Below are 21,728 nucleotides of genomic sequence, written 5' to 3'. Positions count from 1 at the left end.
TAGCCTTCAGGAAGGTCAGGGTGGTTTCGATACCTTCGATCTCGCCGAGCCAGTTTTCGGCCTCTGCTCGTTTGCGACGTAGCAGGAGATCCTTCTCGATCTCAGTGAGCCGGGACAGCATTTTCGGGTTGACCTGGAGCATCGGGCAGCGGATGCAGGCGTGTTCGTGGTTGCAGGGGGTTCCGTAGGGGCGGGCGCAGTTGCCGAGTTCGACCTTGCGTTTGTCGAAGTGCTCCTCGAAGTCGGCCCACTCTTCGGGGGTGACCTCGGTGTACTCGATCTCGGGGCGGAGGGATCGCCGGTGGTTCAGGAACCGCTGGTAGTTGATGACGATGTCCTCGGCGAACACCGCGACATAGCCCTGGAGGGTCTGCAGGTTCAGGTGTCCGAGCAGGGCGGCGCCGATGTGAATGGGCAGGCCGCCGTTGACGATCTCCGTGGCGAAGAGCCTTCGGAAGTCGTGTGGCGTGAACGTCATGTCCGAGAAGGCCCGGTGGGTCTCGGCGAGCTCCTCGCAGCTGCGGGCGAACATGTGGATGAACGTGGTCGGGGCGATCACCGAGCGCTGGGTGCCGGTCTGCCGCTGCATGAGAAACGGCGCTGGCTCTGACCAGGTCTTCTCGTGAGGGTCGTAGCGGTTGAGCAGGCGGACCGGCTGGCTGGCCGGCGTGAGACGGCGGATGACCTGGGCGATGGCGTGAAACAGGTCTGCGGACATCGGGATCACGCGCTCGCGCTCGCTCTTGGACGGAGCGATGACCAGCAGAGCGATGACCTCGCCATTGGGCCGCTGATACTGACGGATGCTCAGGTGAGTGAGCTCGCACAGTTCCTCGACGCGGATGCCGCTGTGCCGCAGGATCTCCAGACCGGCCCATTCCCAGAACGCGGTGTCCTCGGCCAGGGTGAGGTTGAGGACGTGCCCCTCCTCGTCGGTGACGCGGACGGGCGGATCATCCTCGTTCTTGGCCCAGATGCGGTCCCGTTCGGTGTCCGTGCGGTGGTAGGAGTGTCTCTCGTGCATGAAGTGCTCTCCGAGCCTGGCGGTGCGGGCCGTCTTGAGCAGGCTCGTCAGGTGTTCGTATCGGCCCTCGACATGGGCGACCAGGGTGGGCAGTAGAGGCTGGCGGACCCGGATCCGGTCGGCCATACGCTGATGGATCTCGCGCTTGCGCTTGGCGAAGCCTTTGAGCTCCCTCGGCCGGATCGGACAGGGAACGACCCACTCCGCCCACCGTTCGGGCTCGTCGATGGCCCAGCTGTGCAGGTCGAGGTAGAGGGCGCGGACGGCCAGGAGGATGCCGGAGTCGTCGGCGCGGGTGCGGTCTGCGTCGCGGTCCCACCGCTTGATGGCTTCGCGCCACTGGGCGTAGACCTCCGGGCTCAGGGCGAGGTCCCGCTGCCCGGGGTTGATCTTCTCGATCTTCGCCCAGAACGTACTCGTGAGCTGGCGGGCCAGCGCCGTGATGGTGGTGTAGTCGGTCGAGGCCCGGCGGCGGGCGAGGTAGTCGATCAGGAGTTGCCGCACGCCCTGGTGCTGAATGGGGTAACGGTCGACGAGTTGCTCGATGGTGAGCTGGCCGCGATAGACGTAGGCCCGCAGGGTCGGCGGGGTGCCGGGCGGGAAGTGGCCCATGTGGTGCAGCACCTGCCAGGCGCCGAGGCCCGCGAAGCGCGTCTTGCTGCGTGTGCTGTGGTGAGTGAGACCCAGACGTTTGGATTCCAGCCCGTAGTGCAGTAGCGCAGGCGGCGTGAGGTCTTCCAGGGCGATGCCCTGCGTGGTCAGCGCGACCGTCAGGTCGAACTTCGCCCGCTGCCGGTGCATGTGGTTGAAGTCGAAGGTGTCGACCGCCGCGAAGAACTTCTCCAGGTAGGGATCGGCCTGCAACGCGCGGAACCGTTCGGGATAGTCGAGGAACTTGTTCGCGCGAAAGCCCGAGATGGAAGGGCGGATGACCCGAAGGCAGTAGGCGAGCTTGACGCCTGCGATCAAGTCGGCGCTGTCGAGGCGGTCACCGTCCCTGGCCAGGACGTTCACCGAGTCGGCGCCTTCGCGGTCGAAGCCGCTGGCCTGCCACCTGTCCTGCCAGGTGGAGCCCGGCATCTCCTCCAGGACCGCGAAGAACCGTTGGACGGCCTGGCGTCGGCGCCCCGGGTTCGGCTGCCCCTTCGTCGCCTGTTCGATGATCCGCAGGATCTCGCCGGCCGGGGCCCTGGACAGGTCGCCGAAGGGCCCGGGCGGCGTGCTCGGCAAGGGCGCCGGAGCCGCCTTCAGCTCCGCGCCGTCGAACCGGGTGACGGGAGCCGGGATGAACGGCTCATCACGGTAGTCGGTGCGGCGGTTGCGGGGGGTGAAGGTCTGCGTGTCAGCCACCGAACACCGTCTTGAAGTCTTCCGGGTCGTAGCCGGGCGCGATACTTCGTTGGATGCGGGGCCGCTGGTAGTGGGCCTGGAGGGCGTCGAAGAGATCCTCGACCCGGGCATGCAGGTAACGGCCGGTGGTGGCCAGATCGGCGTGCCGGAGGACGGCGCGGACTTCCGCGAGCGTCAGGTTGGGGTCGTTCGCCATGCGCTTGGCCGCCGTGTGCCGAAGGTCGTGCAGGCTCCAGTTCGTCTTGAGCTTGTCGTTGGCGCGCTGGATGACGCGCCTCATAGCCCAGTAGGTGAGCGGCTTGTCGGGACCGCGGCGAGTGCGGAAGACCGCCTCGTGCGCTGCGGGCATGCCCATCGCGTCGAGATAGGCGGCCAGCACCACCAGGGCCTGCGGGCTGGCAGGAATGGGCTCGCGCAGCCTCGTGCCCTTGGAGACGACGTAGACGGTCTGGCCGGGCCAGTCGATGTCGGCCGGGGTCACGCCGAGCAGTTCCGAAGCACGGGCGCCGCTGGAGACGTAGAGCAGCACCGCGGCGCGGTCGCGGTCATGGTTCATGACGGCGAAGAACTCGTCCCACATCGCATCGGGGATAGCCCGCGGCTCGGTAGCCGGGACGCGCTGGCGCAGCCGTGCCCGGCGGAACACCGGCTTCGTCTCCTTCGGTCGGTGGTGGGCCAAGGCCCGGCGCCGGGCCTCCGAGACCGGCACCGGGTTCATCAACGGACCGTTGCCTAGGTCGCGGTGGAAGTCGTAGAAGCTGCTGACCACCGTCAGGGCGTGATTGAGGGTGGTGGGCGCGTATCCGGCCCTGAGGTACCGCTTGCCGGTGCGTGGGTTGACCGACCCAGGTTCCGGGGAGCCCGGCCGTGTGCGGCGACGCTGCGGATTCGGCGCGGTACGAAGCCATCCCACCATCACCGCCACCTCGCCTTCCGTGGCCTTGTTCCAGGACACATCCAGCAGCCACAGGAACCGGAACCACCGCAGCAGGTCATTAGCGTAACTGCGGCCCGTTAATGGGCTGTTGTCATTCAGGGCGAGGTCCCGAAGGTACGGCGTCACGGGCTCGACAGGCTTCCCGTCAGGGCCGAGCAGGACGTACGGCGGGTGCTGGGTCTCCAGCTGAACGACCGAGCCGACGCGGGGGAGGAGGGCCCGCCCCTCCATCAGCTCATTGCGCAGGTGCGACGTCACACAGAACTCCTTGGGCAGTCGGACATCGCAGTGTCCAACGACTACAAGAAGGTGCAGTTAACACACCAGCCCTGCTCGGGGTGGGCCGAAACGATGTGCGGGGCGGCGGCGTCCACGGACGGGCACGAAGACCGGTGTGAACACATGGTGCACCTCCACATGGGATGCGAAGAGTGTCGGCGGCGTTGTCGTCGCCCTCGCATGAATAGACCATGCGCGCCCGGCGAACTCACCGGAACAGCCGGTCGTGAAGCGTGACAACACGAGGACAACTCTCGGACGCCCCCAAGACGGACGATGCCAACTCGCCACCAAAGGGGTGATGATCACCGTCCTCGGGGCCTCGGACCGGTACCTGTTGAGCGTTCCTTCCAGGTCCCCGCTCTCGGAGGTATCCCATGTTGTTCCGCCAGACCGTCGGTGCGGCCGCCGGTGCCGCGCTGCTCCTGCTCCTCGCCCCGTCCGCCGTCGCCCTGTCCGCCCCGTCCGACGAGGTGACCGTCGACCCCACCGGCACGGTCGCCGCCGACGGAACCGTCACCCTCTCCGGCACCTACCGCTGCACGGGCGCCGCCGGGCCCGTGTTCGTGTCCTCCACGGTGTCCCAGGGCGATCCCTGGGTCAGCCACCCCATCGGCGGCTCCTCGACGGTCTGCGACGGCGCGGAGCACCGCTGGAGCAACTCGGAGAAGAAGGCGCCCAAAACCCTCGTCCCGGGACCGGCGCATGTCGAGGCCACGGTGTTCGACATCAGCGCCACCGGCCTCCCCCTGCCTTCGGTCCACGCCGTCCGGGAGCAGGACGTCGCCATCGTGCAGGGCTGATCGACCGCGGAGGGCCGTCGGTAATCCGGGCTGGCGGCCTCGCCGGGGCATGGAACGAGGCCGAAGGGGTGTCCGGCGATTCGAACATGGTGCAGGTGATGTGCGACAGCAGGCGCATCGGTCACGGACGGTCCTCACTGCCGGGGAACACACCACCTGCTGCCCGGCACGCCTCAGTCAGGTGGGGCGGCGGCTCGGGCGTCGCGGGTGGCGGCCCGGATCTTCGACTCGTCCGGCTTCTCCGCGTCCTTGCTTCCGGTCGGATCGTCCTTGTACTTGTCCGCTTCCTTGTTGGCCTTCGTCACCCACGAATCGGCGGAGGACAGACGGGACTTGGCGGAGGTGAGATCGGCCTGCGCCTCACGGCCCTTGGCCAGTGCCTTGTCCGCCAGCGCCTGGGCGCGCTCCAGCTTCGGCCAGTAGTCGACGAGCGCGTCCCCCGCCATCCCGTACGACTTCTTCAGCTTCGTCAGTTGCTTGGGCACACCCGAGAATTCGTCCTGGAACGCCTTCGCCGACTTCCCCGCCCACGCCAGAACAGCGTCCTCGCCGGCCATCGCCTTGACCGACCGCAATGCTTCACTCAACGCACTTACGCCTCAGCAAAGTTACTTGATGCCCGCTCATAGACTTCGGGCGTGAACGACAACCCGGTGACACCCGGTGACGGCGCGTCCCGCCGGCCCCTCGGGGAACTGTCCGACGCGGCAGAACTCAAGCTCTTGGCTGAGTCCCGTCCCGAGGAGCTGTACGAAGCGGCGGATCGGCTGTGCCGTGACGTGTCCGATGACGGGCCTGCGGGGTCCGCGGCCCTGCGGACCGTCGGACGCTTCGCCGACGTCCTCGCGGAGACACGGTCCCGGGAGTGCGCGCGGTTCGCCGTGGACCTGGTGGGCCGGCTGCTGCCGGTCGGCCCCGCGCATCGGGAAGAAGGCGATCTGCTACGGCGATCGGTGGCCGCGAAGCTAGCCAGGTCCCAGCAACTGCGCGACCTGGCCCCCCTGTTCGCGGAGCTGCCGGACACCGCTCAGGACCCTTCGACGGACGTGCGCGCCTGTCTTCTCGGGGAACTCGCGCTGATCGGCGTGTGGCAGGGACGACCCGCCCTGGATGCCTACGCGGAGCGCCTACGAGAATTGGGGCACCCGCTGGCTGTGCTGCCGAGGACGCGGCTCGACGTCGAACACCGTTTCACGGTCCGCGTCCGGGGTCTCGGATCCGTCAAGACCTCTGCCCAGCTCCGGTCACGATTCCCGGAGGTTCCCCCTACCGACAGCGGCGCGGCAGCTGGACGCGCGGTCGGACAGGTACCCGACGGAACGCGCGCGCGGGCCGCCTCCGAACCCTTCACCGCCGGCGGATGGGCCCGCGAGCCGGAAGCACGCTTCTTCACGCTGCCGAGCCCGCTCGACCCGGACGACTTCAACATCTCCTTCGTCAAGGAACTGCCTCTCGACTGCCTGGCGGGCGAGGGCACGCGTCGTGGTGGAGCCGTCGCCTGTCGGACGGCGCCCGACGACGTGCTCAACACGTTGTTCGCGGCCGCGTACGACGGTGGGGCGAACGGCCGGGCGCAAGGCGGCGCGTACGCCCGTCTGTACGCGTGGAACAGCCTGTACGCGTTCCTGGGTCTGCCCACCGACGTCCTGTTCCTGGAGGCGGTGGGACAGGCCCTCGACCACCGCTGGCTGCGCTTCATGGCGTTCACGGACTGGTTCCACCACGACACGGCTGACGAGGCTTTCGCGGTACTGGATCCCACCCGTACACGGGTGACAGTGCTGGCCGCGACGGACACGGACGCCGACGCCGACGGTTAGCGGGCGGGCGTCGACCGGGGGAGACGGTGTCGCACCGGGACGCGGGATTCCTGGGGGCTTCCCGATGGCTGATCCGCAGTCTGACGCGGCCGTGCCCGCGTACCCGTTGTCCGAGCACTCGCTGCCCGCGCCTCCGGCACTCCCACCGGACGTGCCCCGCGCCGGAGTTCTCCACGTACGGCACCGACACACCGACCGCTGCACCGTCGTCGGCAACCACCTCGCCCAGCACCCCCGCCTCTCCGCCACGGCGGTCGGTGCCGGGGTGTACATCCAGTCCCTGCCCGACGGCGCCTCGGTCATCATCAAGGCGCTCACCCAGCACTTTGACGCGACGGTCGACGAACGAGTGACGGGGAGGCCGGCGCGTCAGGAGTTCTCCGCCCGGCGTCCCACGCCTCCGGCCACGTTCGTCATCGACGAGTCGGTCCTCAGAAGACCGATCGGTGGACGCCACGTTCTGCGCGGACAGTTGGAGCACTTGCTCCTCGCCGGCCGCCGGCCGCCGGCGAACCGCCGACGTGCAGATCATGCCGCTTGACCGGGAGGGCAGCCACAGCAGTGAAGAAGGCGGCGAGTGCGTCGAGGTGGCCGCCCGCCTTCACACCGTCCATGTCCGGGACTCCAAGGACACCGTCCGACCCGGGCTCGCCGTCGGCACGGATGCCTGGGCGGTGTTCGTCGGGTACGCCGTCCACGACGTGGGCTGAGGTGCTGGGTGCGGTCGTGAACGGGACCTGTGCGGCCGGGATTCGGACCGCGGTGCGGGATCCCGTCCGGGCAAGTGCGCCACCGCCTCACCTCCCGACCGCGTACGCCCTGGTCGGTAGGTGAGGCGGCGGCGACGTTCACGCCGGAGTCGCTCAGATGTCCCGGAAGAGACCAGCGAAGGCCGTGACCTGCCGCGATGGGTAGCAGCGGGCGGCTGGCCTGCACAAATAACCTTTCGATTGTTTCACGCTCGTGTCCGTTGACGCAGCCGGAAGTCCCAGAAAGGTCCCAGGACTCCCACTGCCCGCGGCCACCCTTTCGGTTCAACGCGGTGTGCGAGTGCGGTGCGGGCTGGTGATCACGCACCGATGCCCGCGCTGAATGAACGGCAACGCGCGCTTCTGGAACGGTTCGCGGCTGGTAGTCGATGTCGTGCGCAGTGAGAAGTGCCAGGCCATCTTGTCCTTGGGGGTGAGGCGATGGCTGGGGGCTTCGCGAACTGCCAGGTGTCGTCGCAGAGCACCTCGCCCTGTTCAGGTCCTGCGATGTGAGCTCCCGATTGCGCCTGGAACCGCTGTTGCACCAGTGCGTGGCGCTCGGTGTGTGACAGTGGGCGACACCAGTCCGGCCGCCCGCATGTCCGGGCGGCCGGTCGCCTTTCAAGGTCATCTTGCCGATTGCCGACCAGACACGGCGAGGCAGGCTCTGGTTCCTGCCGGGGCCGTTCCATTTTATTCCGTGCCCGGCGGAGCCCATCCCCTCGATCGCATCCGCGTCAGCCAGCTTGCCAACCTCGGCATCTCCCTCACCGCGTGAGTGGATGAGCCAGCAGGATCGTCACCAGCCGCAAACGTCAGTGATCAATCCTCGGACCTGGCAGGCCTAGGCAGTTCCGCCGTGTTGGTCACCTCGGCGAGTGCGAGGCGGTCGCTTGGGCGTCGGCACGCATCCGCGTCCACCCCACCGCGGCCGGTCAGATCCCGCAAGGCGGCCGGGTCCGAATGGCTGGAGCCCCGTGCCCACGCCACCCGACATCGGCGCCGGCAGTTCTTCCGAGCCCGGACCAGGTACTTCGCGGCGCAATACCGGCCTAAGACGATGTGGGCCGTAGCTCCGCCATTCGGCCCCGGTTCGCTCGCGCGCCTTGCCGGACCGGGGTGTTGTTGACCGGATGCGTGCCGACGTCCAGCGCACGAGTGGCGTCGGGCTCTCAACCGGGAAGGACAAGACATGCACATATCTGTACCGATAGCGGGCCGTCGGCATCATGCCGCGGCCCTCGCCGCGGTGGTGATCTGCTCGACGGCATTTACCGGATCGGCTGGCGCTCCGGCCGGTGGCGCGCCGTCCCCTTCCGTGACCGCCCCGCAGCTGGACTGGAAACCCTGCGTCCAGGGCAGTCCGTTCGACTGCGCGACCGCGAAGGTCCCGCTCGACTACGACGACCCAAGTGGCCGCACCATCGAACTCGCCGTCGTCAAACGGAAGGCCACCGGCCCCGGACAGCGCATCGGCACCTTGTTCTTCAACCCCGGTGGCCCCGGCGGCCCCGGAACGGTCCAGATGCCACAGAACTACGAGTCCTTCCCGCGCGAGGTGCGGGAGCGGTTCGACATCGTCAGCTGGGACCCCCGCGGCATCGGCAACAGCACCGCGGTGAACTGCTTCGCGAGTCCAGAGGAAGCAGCAGACTGGCATGCAAGCAAAGCGGCAGGCTTCCCGGTGGGAGAGAAGGAGCGGGCGGCCTTCACCGCCGCGTACGAGGAACTGGGCCGGCGCTGTGAGCAGCGTGCCCCCGGGCTCCTGCGCCATGTGTCGACCGCCGAGAACGCTCGCGACCTCGACCAGCTTCGCAAGGCGGTGGGTGACCAGCAGCTCACCTACTACGGGATCTCTTATGGCACGTACCTGGGCGCCACCTACGCGAACCTCTTCCCCGGCAGGGTCCGCGCCATGATCTTCGACGCCAACTGGGACCCGCAGGCCTGGACGAACAACGCCTCCGACGAGGCCCCCCGGACCACGTCGTTCCAGCGCTTGGGCTCCGGCCGCAGCGCCGCGGAAACCGTGAACCGGTTCCTCACGTTGTGCGGATCCACGACGACCGCCCGCTGCGCGTTCTCCGCCGGCAGCCCGAAGGCGACCCAGGACAAGTACGACCAACTGCTGCAGCGGCTCCGAAAGGAGCCCGTGGGCCCGTGGACCTACGCCGGCACGGTGGCTGGCATGGTGAACAGCCTCTACGACATCCAGCTCGGGGGGACGGAACTCGCCGGCAGGCTGCAGGACCTGTGGCAGGGCCGTGTCCCGGAGCCGTCCCCCCTCCCGCCCCCGCCACCGGTCCCCAACCCGAATCCGTACCTGGGCGAGGAACAGAGCACTGCGGTCTTCTGCGGCGACAGCCCCAACCCGCGGGACCCCGGTCTGTACCACACCCTGGCAGAGGCCGCAGCCGCCCGTGCGGGGGACACCGGGCGCTACTGGATTTGGGCCTCCGCAGGCTGTGCCTCCTGGCCGGCGGTCGCCGAGGACCGCTACCGCGGACCATGGAACAAGCCGACGGCGAACCCCATCCTGGTGGTCGGGAACACCTACGACCCCTCCACTCCCCTGTCGGCCGCGCAGGCTATGGCGAAGGAGCTGGCCAATGCCCGCCTGCTGACCCACGATGCAGTTGGGCACACGGCACTGCTCAACCCCAGCAGCTGCGTCAACGCTTATGCAAGCCGCTACCTCATCGACGGCACCCTCCCGCCGACCGGAACAATGTGCCGCCAGGACGCGCCTCCCTTCGCCGCACCCAAGCCGCGCGGCAGTGTGGATACCGGTGGGGGCGGGTTGGCCGACGCCGCGCAGTAGGACAACACGCTGGCCGAGACCGGTTCGGGAACGACACCACCCCATGCCGCCAGCGCTCGAGGCACCCGGCTCGGCCGCCCGCCGGCCATGACCGACGAACAGGTACGTCACGCCTCCGACCTGCTCACCCGCCCGGCGAACACCGTCACCTCGATCGCGAAGCTCCTCGGAGTCTCCCGCAACACCATCTACAACTAGTGCCCGAACCGAAGGGCGGCCGTCTCGCGCTCGCCGAGTCGACCAACACGGCAGAACTGCCCCGACCCTCCAGGTCAAAGGACTGATCACCGCCGTTTGCGGCTGATGACGATCCTGCTGGCTTATTCGGTCAGAACCCGTCTTTGAACCGCCGAGCCGTCCGCGTCCGTCACGGCCTCACGGTCAGCGGGGCTGCTTCCTGACGTGCCTTGGAAAAAAAGTTGCGGGCCGCTGTCGATCCGGCCACATCCTGTTCGACGTCATGATGTGCGGCGCCTCGCCACACGATGACGCGACAGGACCTGACGAGGAAACACGTGGATCAACTGCTGAGAGTCATGAACTTCAACGTCTCAAGTGACGGTATCGGTGCCGGTGAGCACCAGAGTCTCGAGCGGCCGTTCGGCTACGACCGTCCCGAGAGGCTGTTCGCCTGGGCCGGAGCCACAGCGAGCTGGCCCATGCGCACGGATCCCGGCGGGAGCCGGGGCCTCGACGACTACTTCACGCGAGACTTCGCACGCAACATCGGTGCCGAGATCATGGGCCGCAACAAGTTCGGGCCCCAGCGCGGTCCCTGGCAGGGCCATGAGTGGCGCGGATGGTGGGGGGAGGAGCCCCCGTTCCGCACTCCGGTGTTCGTCATGACCCACCACGAACGTCCGTCGTTCACGCTCTCCGACACCACGTTCCACTTCGTCGACGGCGGCTCGGTCTCGGTCCTCGAACGGGCGCGGGAAGCGGCGCAGGGCAAGGATGTCCGACTCGGTGGCGGGGTTACCACCATCCGGCAGTTCCTTGATGCTGACCTCGTCGACACCATGCATGTGGCGGTCTCGCCGGTAAAGCTCGGGTCCGGACTACGGCTGTGGGAGTCCCCTGATGAGCTGCTCGACCGGTTCCACCTGGAGGTCGTGCCCAGCCCGAGCGGCGTGACGCACCACCTGTTCTGGCGAAGGTGACGTCAGGGCCCACTCGGGCGGCTGAAAAGGCTGGCCGGCACTCAACGAGGACCAGCCGTTCAGCTGATTCGCCCTGATCAAGGATTCAAAGACGGATTCTCACGCGGCGAGGGAGAGGTCGAGGCGGGCTAGGTGGCTGACGCGGGTGCGGTCGAAGCCGACGCCGGCACGTGCCTGGGGTGAGCTGTTCATCAGGACCGGGGTGACCCCGAGGTTCTTCTTCATGCCCACGATCAATTCGGCGGAGGCGTAACCGGAGTCGAGGAAGTGCTCGGCGGGCAGGAGATCGCGGGCGGCGAGCATGTGATGGACCGGTTCGGCCATTTCCGCGTCGGTCACTGTGGCGTCGGTGGTCGCGATGCCGGTGATCAAGCGCGGCGGCGGTCCGTCGGCTCCAGGGATCAGCGTCTGGCCGCCGGGAGCCGAGTCCTGGTCATCGGTAGCGTCGCAGGATTCACTTTGCCTCCGGCCTTCACCAGGCCCCGGTCCTTGAGAGCGGTCAGCAGCAGGTCGAGCACCTTCTCCTCCACCCCGTGCTTTACCGGTCGCGTGCGGAACTCGGACAGCACCGAGGCGTCGAACCCGGGATCATCCAGCTCCAGGCCGAGCGCGTACTTCAGGTCCATGCCGTATCGCCCCCGATGCGCTGCCGCCCGGTCGGTGAGGTTCTCGGAGAACTGCAACACCGTCACCAGTGCCAGCTGGCCAGCCCGGCCGCCCTCTGGATCCGAACGCCTCGGCGAACTCGGCGTCCGCAAACAACTCGCCCAGTTCGTCACGGACCCGCATCGCCAACGGATACGGGCCCCGTGCCGCCACCGCCCGCGCCACCTGCGCGGTCAGCTCAGGCACCTTCGGCCACGGCCTCGGCCGCATCGACATTCCACACCCCACCCGCGACCGGGAACGCCAAGACGGCCGCTGCTGTCCCGACCAACGAGCCGTCGTCCGAGCGAGTGCTCGGGGTACGCGCGGCCCTGCCGGAGCGGTACCGGCTCCTCGTCGAGATCGGTGCGGGACTCGGGCTCCGGCAAGGAGAGGCACTCGGCCTGGCCAGGGAGGACATCGACTTCGACCAGCAGGCCGTCCAGGTGCGGCGGCAGGTCAAGATGGTGCGGACGAAGCTGTGCTTCGCGCTGCCCAAGGGGCGCAAGGTCCGTGACGTGCCGTTGCCCCCGAGTGTCGCCAAGGCGATATGGCGGCACCTCGATCTCTTCGCGCCCGTGCCGGTCACCATGCCGTGGGACGACCCGAGCCCTCCGCAGACACCCGTGGAGGCCAAGCACCGCCGGCCGAGGACGTACGACCTCCTGGTGACCGGACGCGAGCGGAAGGCGGTCAACCGGAACTACTTCAACTCCTACGTCTGGAAGCCCGCTCTCGCCGAGGCCGGCGTCATCGCGCCTCTGGAGGAGAAGGCTCCGGACGGATCACGCGTCTGGGAGCCCTCCCGGGAGCACGGCTTCCACGCCCTGCGTCACTTCTACGCCTCCGAGCAGCTGGAGGCCGGCGAGTCCGTCGTGTCCCTCGCCCGGTGGCTCGGCCACTCGGACCCGGGGTTCACGCTCCGGAAGTACGCGCACTTCCTGCCCCGCGCGGGTGCGCGCGGCAGCGCCGCCATCGACGCGGTCTTCTCGTAGAGCCGTAGTGCCGTGGCGTGGGCGTGGATCCGGGCGGCCGGAGCAGCCGTCACGGCCTCAAAGTCCCAGAGAAGTCCCACAGGCGCCGCCGCATCCCCTCGGGACCAGCGTTCCGGCTGGTCAGGCGGGGTGCGGCGGCACCGTCACATCAGATGTCCCGGAAGATCTCGATCTGCGCGCCGATCGAGTTCAGGCGCTCGGCGAGGTCCTCGTAGCCGCGGTTGATGACGTACACGTTCCGCAGCACCGAGGTGCCGTCGGCCGCCATCATCGCGAGCAGGACCACCACGGCGGGCCGCAGCGCGGGCGGGCACATCATCTCGGCGGCACGCCAGCGGGTCGGGCCCTCGACGAGAACCCGGTGCGGGTCGAGCAGCTGGAGCCGGCCGCCGAGGCGGTTGAGGTCCGTCAGGTAGATCGCCCGGTTGTCGTAGACCCAGTCGTGGATCAGAGTCTTGCCCTGCGCGGAGGCCGCGATGGCCGCGAAGAACGGGACGTTGTCGATGTTCAGGCCGGGGAACGGCATCGGGTGGATCTTGTCGATGGGCGCCTCCAGCTTGGAGGGCCGTACGGTCAGGTCGATCAGCCGCGTGCGGCCGTTGTCCGCGAAGTACTCCGGCGTACGGTCGTGGTCGAGGCCCATCTCCTCCAGGACCGCGAGCTCGATCTCCAGGAACTCGATCGGCACCCGGCACACCGTCAGCTCGGACTCGGTGACCACGGCGGCGGCGAGCAGACTCATCGCCTCGACCGGGTCCTCGGAGGGCGAGTAGTCCACGTCGACGTCGATGTTCGGCACGCCGTGCACGGTGAGCGTCGTGGTGCCGATGCCCTCCACCCGTACGCCCAGGGCCTCCAGGAAGAAGCACAGGTCCTGGACCATGTAGTTGGAGGACGCGTTGCGGATGACCGTGACGCCGTCGTGGCGGGCGGCGGCGAGCAGCGCGTTCTCGGTGACCGTGTCCCCGCGCTCGGTCAGCACGATCGGCCGGCCGGGCGTGACGGACCGGTCGACCCGGGCGTGGTAGAGCCCCTCGGTCGCGGCGATGTCGAGGCCGAACCGGCGCAGCGCGATCATGTGCGGCTCGATGGTCCGGGTGCCCAGGTCGCAACCGCCCGCGTACGGCAGCTTGAAGGCGTCCAGGCGGTGCAGCAGCGGGCCGAGGAACATGATGATGGACCGCGTACGGATGGCGGCCTCGGCGTCGATGGCCTCCATGTCCAGCTCGCTCGGCGGCACGATCTCCAGGTCGACCCCGCCGTTGATCCACCGGGTGCGGACACCGATCGAACCGAGCACCTCCAGCAGGCGGTACACCTCTTCGATCCGGGCCACCCGGCGCAGTACGGTGCGCCCCTTGTTCAGGAGCGTCGCGCACAGCAGCGCGACGCAGGCGTTCTTGCTGGTCTTGACGTCGATCGAGCCGGACAGACGACGCCCGCCGACCACGCGCAGATGCATCGGACCCGCATAGCCGAGCGAGACGATCTCGCTGTCCAGCGCCTCACCGATTCGGGCGATCATCTCAAGGCTGATGTTTTGATTGCCGCGCTCGATGCGATTGACGGCGCTCTGACTGGTGCCGAGCGCCTCGGCAAGCTGCGACTGTGTCCAGCCCCGGTGTTGCCGGGCGTCACGGATGAGCTTGCCGATACGTACGAGGTAGTCGTCTGCCATGGCGCGACCGTATATCGGATGTGAGATAAAGAGAAATGGAGCGCCACCTTCCGGGTGGCTGGGTCCAGTGGACGTTGTTCGAGGGGGAGTTCGGGCCCCCGGCGCTGGCGCGGCGGCGCCGCTCGCGGCGTGCCGGGCGGCGCCGCGGGTCCACTCGCCGCCGGGGAGTGCCGTGAAGAGGCGCTTCCGTGACGGTTCGTCGATACTGGGGTTCTGTGTCGCCGTTTGGACGCTATTGGACCAATTCGGTCACTTTGTCTTACGGGTCGTCTTGCGCCACCCGAACGGTCCCGGCAGGTCCATCGACGTCGTCCTGCGTCCGGTGCTGCTGTGCGTGCGCTTCGGCCCGTTCTTTCCGCCCGAGGTGATGGACCACGACTTGCGGTTGATGTTGAGCCGCAGCCCGGGAAGGATGCGGAAGCTCTTGCGGAACGTGAGCGGCATGAGTGCCCCCTTGCGTCGGTCGTGCCGGGGCGTTCCCGGCGGACACCGGGTACCCCGAAACGGCCCCGATGTGCCTGTCCTCGGCTTCGGGGTGCCAACTTTCGCCCTGAGGGGGAGAGTCGGCTCGCCGGGGTGGCGTCGGATTCCCCCCTGGGGCCCGCCCTCGGGATGAGTGACCGTCACCGGCGGGTGCCCGACCGGCGTCGGGCGCCTTCTGGCCCGGCCGCTGGCGGCCGCCGCGCCGGCCGCCGTTTCTCCTGTGCGGCGCCCGCCGTGGAAACGAACAAACCCCAGGCTGCTGACCTGGGGTTTTTCTCTGGAGCGCCGTGGTCGCGTCAGCTCTTCAGGAGAGCCGCGCTCCTCAGGAGAGCGATCCTCAGCGTCCGGCGACCGGGGCGGCGGACGCGACGGTGTTGCCGGTCACCGCGCCGGTCGCACCGTCGAGGGTCACCAGGTGTCGGACGCCGTCGGTGCCCAGCACCTCGACCTCCCAGCCGCTTCCACCGCCCTGCTGCACCACCACGCGCAGCGCGTCCGGCTTGCCACCGGGGACCGCCTTGGCGGCCGCCTCGATCGCCTTGGCAGCCGACACGGTCGGCACGGGCGCGGGCGCGAGACCGCTTTGGCCGTTCTCGCCGTCCTGACGGCTCTCGGTGTTCTGACGCATCCTGGACTCGTCGTTCCTGAAGCCGCTCTCGCCGCGGTCCTCTCCGAGAACGCGACGCTCGCCACCGGCGCCGCCCTTCCAGCCGGGCGCTGCCTGGATGTGCATGCGGTCGCCCTTTTCGCCGTGCTCATGGCCGGCGACCACGGCGGCGCCGGCCACGGCTCCGCCCACCAGGACGACCCCGACGCCGAGTGCGAGCCAGCGGCTCCGCCCCAGCTGCGGCAGGCGCGGGAGGCGCTTCCCGGACGACTTGGCCGGCGTGGACTCGGACTGCTCCGGCGTGGACTCGGACTGCTCCGGCGGGACGGGCTGGGACATGCTGGGGCTCCTGATCGCCTCGGCCGGCCCGGTGCCGGCTCCTGCGGTCAGCTTGTAACACCGTTGCTGAAGCCAGGCTGAAGGCAGCTGAAGGCGTCTTCAGCCACCGCACGGGCGGCATGCGAGGCTGTACTCCGTGCGCGTACTGGTGGTCGAGGACGAGAGGCGGCTCGCCGCCGCCCTGCAGCGAGGCCTCACGGCCGAGGGATTCACCGTCGATGTCGCCCACGACGGGAACCAGGGGCTGTGGCTCGCCCTGGAACAGAGCTATGACGTGATCGTGCTCGACATCATGCTGCCCGGCCTCAACGGCTACCGGGTCTGCGCCAGGCTGCGCGCGGTCGGGAGCGAGACGCCGATCCTGATGCTCACCGCCAAGGACGGCGAGTACGACGAGGCCGAGGCGCTGGACACCGGTGCCGACGACTTCCTGTCCAAGCCGTTCTCCTACGTCGTCCTGGTCGCCCGGCTCCGCGCACTCCACCGTCGCACCGGCCGTCGGCTCCCTCCCACCCTGGAGCTCGGCGACCTGGTGATCGACCCGGCCCGCCGCACGTGCAGCCGCGAAGGCAACGAGATACGGCTCACCACGCGGGAGTTCGCCATCCTGGAGTACCTCGCGCGGCGCGCGGGCGAGGTGGTGACGAAGCGCGAGATCCTCCAACATGTCTGGGACTCCGCCTTCGAGGCGGACCTCAATCTCGTCGAGGTCCACGTCAGCGCCGTCCGCCGCAAGATCGACGCCCCGTTCGGCCGATCCGCCCTGGAGACCGTCCGAGGCGCCGGATACCGGCTGGCGGCCAACGGTGGCTAGGCGATCCTTCCCCCGCCCCGACGCGATCCTGGCCTCGACCCGGCGCCTGGGCCCCGACGTGGTGAGGCTCGCGCGGCGCCTGTGGCCGGGATCGGTGCGAGCCCGGGCGACGCTCGGGGCGACCGCGGTCGTCGCCCTCGCGCTGACCGCTGCCTCCTTCGCGCTCCTGGGCACCCTGCACGCCAACCTCCAGCGCAGCGCCAAGGAGGCCGCCACCCAGCAGGCGGACAAGGTGGGGCGGCTGGCCGCCCAGGGCAGGCTCCCGGACCTGCTGCCCGTCGCCCCGGGCGCCGACTTCATCCAGGTCGTGGACGCCGACGGCCGCGTGGTGGCCGCCAGTCAGAACCTCACCGGCCGTCCGGCCATCGGCCATATCCGCCCGGACGAGGGCCCGTTGCGCGCCACCTGGTCCGGCGAGCCGTTCCGCGACGAACACCGCCAGCGGATCGTCGCCGTCACCGCCATCACCCCCGGCAGCACGGTCACCGTGTACGCGGGCACCTCACTGCGAGACGCGGACCAGGCGGACGAGATCACCTCCGTCGCGCTGGGCATCGGCGCCCCGCTGCTGCTGGCCACCGTCGCCCTGGTCACCTGGTGGGTGACCGGCCGGGCGCTGCGTCCGGTGGAAGCCATCCGGGCCGAGGTCGCCGAGATCACCGGGCACGCGCTGCACCGCCGGGTGCCGGTCCCGGACGCCCAGGACGAGGTCGCCCGTCTCGCCCGGACCATGAACGTCACCCTCGACCGCCTGGAGGACGCGGTCGTCCGCCAGCGCCGGTTCATCGCGGACGCCTCGCACGAACTGCGCAGCCCCATCACCGTCCTGCGGACCCAGCTGGAGGTCGCCCTCGCCCATCCGGACCCGGAGCTGTGGCCGGACCTGGTCAGCGAGGTCCTGGAGGACACCATTCGGCTCCAGGACCTCGCGGCCGACCTGCTGTTCCTGGCCCGGCTGGACGCGGCCGAGCCCGTCGAGAACGGTCCGCTGGACCTGGCCGACCTGTGCCGTACGACCCTCGCCGCACGCCACGGCGACCGGATCCGGATCGACGCCGGGCTGGAAGCCGGCGTCACCGTCGAGGGCAACCGCAGCCGGCTCACCAGACTCCTCACCAACCTGCTCGACAACGCCCAACGCCATGCCGACCAGCGCATCGAACTGACCCTGCGCGCCGATCAGGCCACGCAGACGGCCGTGCTGGAGGTGCGCGACGACGGCCCCGGCATTCCGGAGGCCGACCGCGACCGTGTCTTCGAGCGCTTCACGCGACTGGACGATGCCCGCAGCCGCGACCTCGGCGGTGCCGGCCTCGGCCTGGCCATCGCCCGTGACATCGCGGGCCACCACCGCGGCACCCTCACCGCCGAGCCCCACCCGCACGGCGCCCGCGTCGTCACCCGTCTCCCGTTCTCACCCCGGCCCCCCGAAGCGTCGTAGCGCCGAGCCTCGTCCCTCCCTTGGGCCCTGTCCTTCCCGGTTCCGCTCTGCCCTGTCCGACGGGGTGGACAGGGCAGCCGAGTTCAGCCGCGCAGGGAGTGCGGCAGGGCGCCGATCCTCGCCGGACAGTGCCCTCCTGTCTTGCCTCCCCGTCCCCGGGCCCGTTACGTTGCGGCGGAGTTTCTGGCCAGGTACGCGGTGCGGTCCGGCGCGTCAGCGTTCGGCGTACGGAACGGACATCGGGTGACAGGTCGAATCAAGGGCCGGCAGGAAGCACAGCACGGCCTGCTCACGAGCATCGCCGCCGAGGCGGGGGTCTCGCTCAGCACCGTGTCCAAGGTGGTGCACCGGCGCCGGGACGTGGGCACGGCGACCCGGGACCGGGTCGAGGAACTGCTGACGCGGTACGGGTACGTCCGCCCGTGGGAGCGGGATTCCGCGGCGCCCCGGCAGATCGTCGTCGTCTTCCGTGACCTGTCCGGGCCGTACACCCTGGAGGTCGCCCGTGGCATCGTGGACGCGGCCGGTGAGTTCGGCATCGACGTGGTCACCGGGACGACGAGCCGGCGGTCGATCTCCGGGTGGCTGGAGGAGTGCGTGGCACTCGGCGCGGCGGGCATCGTGTTCGTGATCTCCATGCTGGCCGAGGAGGACCAGCGGCGGATCGTCGAGCAGCGGCTGCCGGTGGTGCTGATCGACCCACTCAGCGCGCCTTCGGAGGACATTCCCAGCATCGGGGTGACGAACTGGAGCGGAGCCCGGGACGCCGTCCAGCACCTGCTGGCGCTGGGGCACACCCGGATCGGCATGGTCGCGGGCCGCTCCCACTCCCTGGCAGGGGCGGCGCGTGTGCACGGTTACCGGGCCGCGCTGGAGGAGGCCCAGGTCGCCTACGACCCGGCGATCGTCCGCTCGACCGACTTCGACTACACCGAGGCCCTCGCCGCGAGCCTGCAGATCCTGCGGGCCGTAGACCCGCCCACGGCCGTCTTCGCGGCCAGCGACGCGCAGGCGCTCGGCGTGCTGGAGGCCGCCCGGCAGCAGGGGCTCTCGGTACCGGACGACCTGTCGGTCATGTCCTTCGACGACACGCTCGTGGCGGCCATGGCCTGCCCGCCGTTGAGCGCGGTGCGCCAGCCCTTCGAGGAGTTGGGCCGCGAGGCGACCCGGGTGCTCATGGATCTCGCCGAGGGCCGGCCGCCCGCGGCGCCGCGCATCGAACTGGCCACGGAACTCGTCGTACGGACCTCGACAGCCCCGCGCAGCCGCGTGAATATCCCGTAGCCCGCGAGGTCAATACCCCGTAACCCGCAACTCCGCGAAACCCTTTCGCAACGTGCCGGTGACAGCGCGATGTCGCCTGCGAATACTGGCTTCCTGCCCCGCACCCCCTTTCCCCTCCCCATGGAACCCGCCGGATTTCCGCGCAACCGCACGGAAATCAGTGCAACCGCACGGGGTTCCGTGCGACCCCACGGAACCCCATGCAACCCGTGGAACCCCATGGACCGGGGGGCGCGGTGTCCCCCCGGTGAAAGGAACGCCGTTGAAAAGATCCTGGGCGCGAAAGGTTTTCGCCACCGCTACGGCCTTCGGCACAGGCGTGGCCTTCGCCATCGCCTCCGCGACGAACGCGTCGGCGTATCAGCCGAGTCCCGCCACCTTGTATACGGCGGGCAACACCGCCGCGTGCAACAAGAGCCCGTGCGTGCTCTACCCGAAGTCGGCCCAGCTGCCGGACGGCCGGATCGTGGCCACGTTCGAGAACGACCAGACCGCTCCGGTGGGCCAGACGCTGCCCGTCTACAAGAGCGACGACGAGGGCACGACGTGGGCGAAGCTGACCGACGTCAAGGCCCCGGCATACCTGTCCGGGGACAGCGCGTACGCGAAGTACACGAGCAACTGGACCAACCCGTATCTCTACGTGCTCCCGCAGAACGTCGGAAACCTGAGCGCCGGCACGCTGCTGCTCGCGAGCATCGTCTCCGGCGACGACTCCTACTACCAGGAGCGGAAGGCCGCCGACTCCGGCTGGACGCCGACCAGTGACGGCGACCGCAAGGACGTGGCACTCGCCCTGTACGCCAGCACGGACGACGGCGCGACCTGGAGCTTCGAGAACATCATCGCGGCCGGGGGCTGGCAGGGCGGCAGCGCGGGCAGCGTCGGCCGCGTCTCGACGGCCAACACCCACGCCCAGGTCGACCCCGTCTGGGAGCCGCACCTGCTCGCCCACAACGGCACGCTCATCGCCTATTACTCCGACGAGGACGACTACACCGGCTACGACAGCGGCACCGGCGCCCCGATCCTCGACCCGGCCAACGACACGGCGACGGACTCCGGCGGCCAGGTGCTCCTCCACCGCACCTGGAACGGCAGCACTGCCACGTCCTGGAGCGGCCCCGTAGTCGACGTCCCGGGCGCCACGGTGAGCATGGGCAGCGGCAGGACGGAGATCGGCGGCGGCCGCCCGGGCATGACGACCATCGCCCCGACGACCGACGGCAAGTGGCTTCTGACGTACGAGTACTGGGGAGGCGGGACGAACGTCCGCTACCGGATCTCGGACGACCCGACGAAGTTCTTCTCGGCCACGGACTCGCCGGTCACCTCGCTGCCCGTGCCCTCGGGCGGGAGCACGCCGGCCACCGGCGGCAGCCCGGTTCTCCTCCCGATGCCGGACGGACGGATCGTCTACAACGCCGCGGGCAGCGGCGACGTCTGGGTGAACGAGTCCGGGCTGAGCACGGGCACGTGGAAGGAGTACAGGACGCCGATCGCCGCCGGATACAGCCGCCATCTCCAGTACGTCGACGGCACAGGGCGCGTCCTGATCCTCCAGGCGTCCTGGAGCGGTGGCAGCGTCGGGCCGGTGAAGTACGCCGAGGTCGACCTCGGGCGGTCCGACGGCGCCTACTACAGCCTCGTCAACCGGCTGACCGGCCAGGTCCTCGCCACCGCGTCCGGCAGGACGCAGGACGCGAGCCTCACCGGGAACACCCCCGACCTCGTCCTGAGCGCCGGCTCCACGGCCGACACCCAGCGCTGGCACCTGGGCGCCAAGGGCGGCAACGTGACCCTGCTCAACAAGGCCGGGGGCCGCTCGGTCGCCGTCTGGACCGGCACCGCGACGGCCGGGCAGAAGCTGGCCCAGTGGGTCGACGACGGGGCGACCGACAAACAGTGGACCCTCGTCTCTTCGACCAGCGGGTACTACAAGCTCCGCTCGGTCCTCAACACCAGCCTGTACATGACCGGTTCGACGACGGGCGGCTCCGTCACCGTGGCGGCGTCGGCCACCGACGGTTCACAGGACTGGCAGCTGGTCCAGGACCCCCTCCCCACGGACTCGGCCTTCACCCTGAAGGGGACGTACTCCGGACGCTGCCTCGACGTCCCGAACGGCCGGACGGGCGTCCAGGTGCAGATCTACGACTGCTCGGGCAACGCCGACCAGACCATCACCCGGACCGCGGCCGGCGAACTGCGCGTCCTGGGCAACTGCCTGGCCGCCGACGGCGACGGCACCACCGCGGGCACCAAGCTCATCCTCTGGGCCTGCAACGGAAAGTCCGGTCAGAAGTGGTCGTTCCGCGTGGACGGCACCATCGGCAACCGCTCCGACGGCCTGGCCATCGACGTGACCGGCTGGGGCACGGCCAACGGCTCGAAGGTCGAGCTGTGGACCCCACTGGGCAACGCCACCCAGCAGTGGAGCCGAGGCTAGGGCCTTACGGGGAAGCAACACCTTGATTCCCCGCGAGCCTTGACCGCACC

The 21,728-nt window shown here is 69.4% G+C and carries 20 protein-coding genes and 1 pseudogene; 12 read left to right on the top strand and 9 right to left on the bottom strand.

Annotated elements, in window-relative coordinates:
- The 3 genes from N4G66_RS14330 to N4G66_RS14320 all read right to left on the bottom strand — a co-directional run.
- Positions 1–2,374: site-specific integrase (locus N4G66_RS14330; protein ID WP_261704455.1), on the bottom strand; the 2,374-nt coding region annotated here is incomplete at its 3' end.
- Entirely contained in the window at positions 2,367–3,569 is a 1,203-nt protein-coding gene (locus N4G66_RS14325; RefSeq protein ID WP_261704454.1) for a tyrosine-type recombinase/integrase, read from the bottom strand. The genes N4G66_RS14325 and N4G66_RS14330, both read right to left, overlap by 8 nt.
- Before the next feature lie 41 nt (positions 3,570–3,610).
- The gene (locus tag N4G66_RS14320; protein ID WP_315903642.1) at positions 3,611–3,715 is read right to left on the bottom strand and encodes a DUF5999 family protein; all 105 of its coding nucleotides are present in this window, start codon (positions 3,713–3,715) and stop codon (positions 3,611–3,613) included.
- Positions 3,716–3,967: 252 nt separating this feature from the next.
- Here N4G66_RS14320 and N4G66_RS14315 point away from each other — a divergent pair, with 252 nt between their 5' ends.
- Positions 3,968–4,393 (top strand): DUF6299 family protein, encoded by a 426-nt coding sequence (locus tag N4G66_RS14315; protein WP_261704453.1) that lies wholly within the window; start codon positions 3,968–3,970, stop codon positions 4,391–4,393.
- A 188-nt stretch (positions 4,394–4,581) separates the two neighbouring features.
- On the opposite strand, the pseudogene N4G66_RS14310 reads toward N4G66_RS14315, so the two are convergent.
- Positions 4,582–4,980 (bottom strand): annotated as a pseudogene (locus N4G66_RS14310) (putative T7SS-secreted protein); the annotation flags it as partial.
- A gap of 51 nt (positions 4,981–5,031) precedes the next feature.
- Here N4G66_RS14310 and N4G66_RS14305 point away from each other — a divergent pair.
- The 6 genes from N4G66_RS14305 (at position 5,032) to N4G66_RS14275 (ending at position 10,943) form a co-directional block, all read left to right on the top strand.
- Positions 5,032–6,213 (top strand): DUF6183 family protein, encoded by a 1,182-nt coding sequence (locus N4G66_RS14305; protein WP_261704452.1) that lies wholly within the window; start codon positions 5,032–5,034, stop codon positions 6,211–6,213.
- A gap of 64 nt (positions 6,214–6,277) precedes the next feature.
- Positions 6,278–6,754: a Scr1 family TA system antitoxin-like transcriptional regulator gene (locus N4G66_RS45880; RefSeq protein ID WP_391858813.1), complete on the top strand. Its 477-nt coding sequence runs from the start codon at positions 6,278–6,280 to the stop codon at positions 6,752–6,754.
- On the top strand, positions 6,744–6,923 hold the full coding sequence (locus N4G66_RS14290; RefSeq protein ID WP_261704451.1) for a DUF397 domain-containing protein: 180 nt from the start codon (positions 6,744–6,746) through the stop codon (positions 6,921–6,923). The genes N4G66_RS45880 and N4G66_RS14290 overlap by 11 nt, the downstream gene beginning before the upstream one ends.
- Positions 6,924–8,280: 1,357 nt before the next feature.
- Complete coding sequence (locus tag N4G66_RS14285) at positions 8,281–9,783, top strand: alpha/beta hydrolase (RefSeq protein WP_261704450.1); 1,503 nt, start codon at positions 8,281–8,283, stop codon at positions 9,781–9,783.
- A gap of 87 nt (positions 9,784–9,870) precedes the next feature.
- On the top strand, positions 9,871–9,981 hold the full coding sequence (locus N4G66_RS14280) for a hypothetical protein (RefSeq protein ID WP_261704449.1): 111 nt from the start codon (positions 9,871–9,873) through the stop codon (positions 9,979–9,981).
- A gap of 317 nt (positions 9,982–10,298) precedes the next feature.
- Positions 10,299–10,943, top strand: a complete 645-nt coding sequence (locus N4G66_RS14275) for a dihydrofolate reductase family protein (protein WP_261704448.1) — start codon at positions 10,299–10,301, stop codon at positions 10,941–10,943.
- 99 nt (positions 10,944–11,042) lie between these two features.
- Here N4G66_RS14275 and N4G66_RS14270 read toward each other — a convergent pair whose 3' ends face one another.
- Together N4G66_RS14270 and N4G66_RS14265 are read right to left on the bottom strand one after the other, a co-directional pair.
- Entirely contained in the window at positions 11,043–11,315 is a 273-nt protein-coding gene (locus N4G66_RS14270; RefSeq protein ID WP_261704447.1) for a hypothetical protein, read from the bottom strand.
- Between the two features lie 29 nt (positions 11,316–11,344).
- Positions 11,345–11,635: a transposase gene (locus tag N4G66_RS14265; RefSeq protein ID WP_261704446.1), complete on the bottom strand. Its 291-nt coding sequence runs from the start codon at positions 11,633–11,635 to the stop codon at positions 11,345–11,347.
- A gap of 264 nt (positions 11,636–11,899) precedes the next feature.
- Between N4G66_RS14265 and N4G66_RS14260 the strand changes: the two genes are divergently transcribed.
- On the top strand, positions 11,900–12,583 hold the full coding sequence (locus N4G66_RS14260) for a tyrosine-type recombinase/integrase (RefSeq protein WP_261704445.1): 684 nt from the start codon (positions 11,900–11,902) through the stop codon (positions 12,581–12,583).
- A 148-nt stretch (positions 12,584–12,731) separates the two neighbouring features.
- Here N4G66_RS14260 and N4G66_RS14255 read toward each other — a convergent pair whose 3' ends face one another.
- The 3 genes from N4G66_RS14255 to N4G66_RS14245 all read right to left on the bottom strand — a co-directional run bounded on the left by N4G66_RS14255 (position 12,732) and on the right by N4G66_RS14245 (position 15,690).
- A complete protein-coding gene (locus N4G66_RS14255; protein WP_261704444.1) occupies positions 12,732–14,261 on the bottom strand; it encodes a helix-turn-helix domain-containing protein in 1,530 nt (509 codons plus the stop codon).
- Between the two features lie 249 nt (positions 14,262–14,510).
- Positions 14,511–14,705, bottom strand: a complete 195-nt coding sequence (locus tag N4G66_RS14250) for a DUF4236 domain-containing protein (protein WP_261704443.1) — start codon at positions 14,703–14,705, stop codon at positions 14,511–14,513.
- A 376-nt stretch (positions 14,706–15,081) separates the two neighbouring features.
- The gene (locus N4G66_RS14245; protein WP_261704442.1) at positions 15,082–15,690 is read right to left on the bottom strand and encodes a hypothetical protein; all 609 of its coding nucleotides are present in this window, start codon (positions 15,688–15,690) and stop codon (positions 15,082–15,084) included.
- A 136-nt stretch (positions 15,691–15,826) separates the two neighbouring features.
- Here N4G66_RS14245 and N4G66_RS14240 point away from each other — a divergent pair, with 136 nt between their 5' ends.
- The 4 genes from N4G66_RS14240 (at position 15,827) to N4G66_RS14225 (ending at position 21,678) form a co-directional block, all read left to right on the top strand.
- A complete protein-coding gene (locus tag N4G66_RS14240; RefSeq protein WP_261704441.1) occupies positions 15,827–16,504 on the top strand; it encodes a response regulator transcription factor in 678 nt (225 codons plus the stop codon).
- Positions 16,505–16,583: 79 nt separating this feature from the next.
- Complete coding sequence (locus N4G66_RS14235; RefSeq protein ID WP_391858814.1) at positions 16,584–17,945, top strand: sensor histidine kinase; 1,362 nt, start codon at positions 16,584–16,586, stop codon at positions 17,943–17,945.
- A 243-nt stretch (positions 17,946–18,188) separates the two neighbouring features.
- Complete coding sequence (locus N4G66_RS14230) at positions 18,189–19,229, top strand: LacI family DNA-binding transcriptional regulator (protein ID WP_261704439.1); 1,041 nt, start codon at positions 18,189–18,191, stop codon at positions 19,227–19,229.
- A 262-nt stretch (positions 19,230–19,491) separates the two neighbouring features.
- On the top strand, positions 19,492–21,678 hold the full coding sequence (locus N4G66_RS14225) for an RICIN domain-containing protein (RefSeq protein WP_315903641.1): 2,187 nt from the start codon (positions 19,492–19,494) through the stop codon (positions 21,676–21,678).
- The last annotated feature ends 50 nt before the right edge of the window (positions 21,679–21,728 follow it).

The sequence above is a fragment of the Streptomyces rhizosphaerihabitans genome, from assembly GCF_025399795.1.
In the GTDB taxonomy this organism is placed as follows: domain Bacteria; phylum Actinomycetota; class Actinomycetes; order Streptomycetales; family Streptomycetaceae; genus Streptomyces; species Streptomyces rhizosphaerihabitans.
The sequence above is the reverse complement of the archived record's forward strand: the minus strand, read 5'-3'. Positions and strand labels throughout refer to the sequence as shown.

Coding starts and splice junctions, on each gene's coding strand:
- N4G66_RS14255 (WP_261704444.1), bottom strand. CDS start 14,261: ATGGCAGACGACTACCTCGTACGTATCGGCAAGCTCATCCGTGACGCC.
- N4G66_RS14245 (WP_261704442.1), bottom strand. CDS start 15,690: ATGTCCCAGCCCGTCCCGCCGGAGCAGTCCGAGTCCACGCCGGAGCAG.
- N4G66_RS14280 (WP_261704449.1), top strand. CDS start 9,871: ATGACCGACGAACAGGTACGTCACGCCTCCGACCTGCTCACCCGCCCG.
- N4G66_RS14315 (WP_261704453.1), top strand. CDS start 3,968: ATGTTGTTCCGCCAGACCGTCGGTGCGGCCGCCGGTGCCGCGCTGCTC.
- N4G66_RS14250 (WP_261704443.1), bottom strand. CDS start 14,705: ATGCCGCTCACGTTCCGCAAGAGCTTCCGCATCCTTCCCGGGCTGCGG.
- N4G66_RS45880 (WP_391858813.1), top strand. CDS start 6,278: ATGGCTGATCCGCAGTCTGACGCGGCCGTGCCCGCGTACCCGTTGTCC.
- N4G66_RS14320 (WP_315903642.1), bottom strand. CDS start 3,715: ATGTGTTCACACCGGTCTTCGTGCCCGTCCGTGGACGCCGCCGCCCCG.
- N4G66_RS14290 (WP_261704451.1), top strand. CDS start 6,744: ATGCCGCTTGACCGGGAGGGCAGCCACAGCAGTGAAGAAGGCGGCGAG.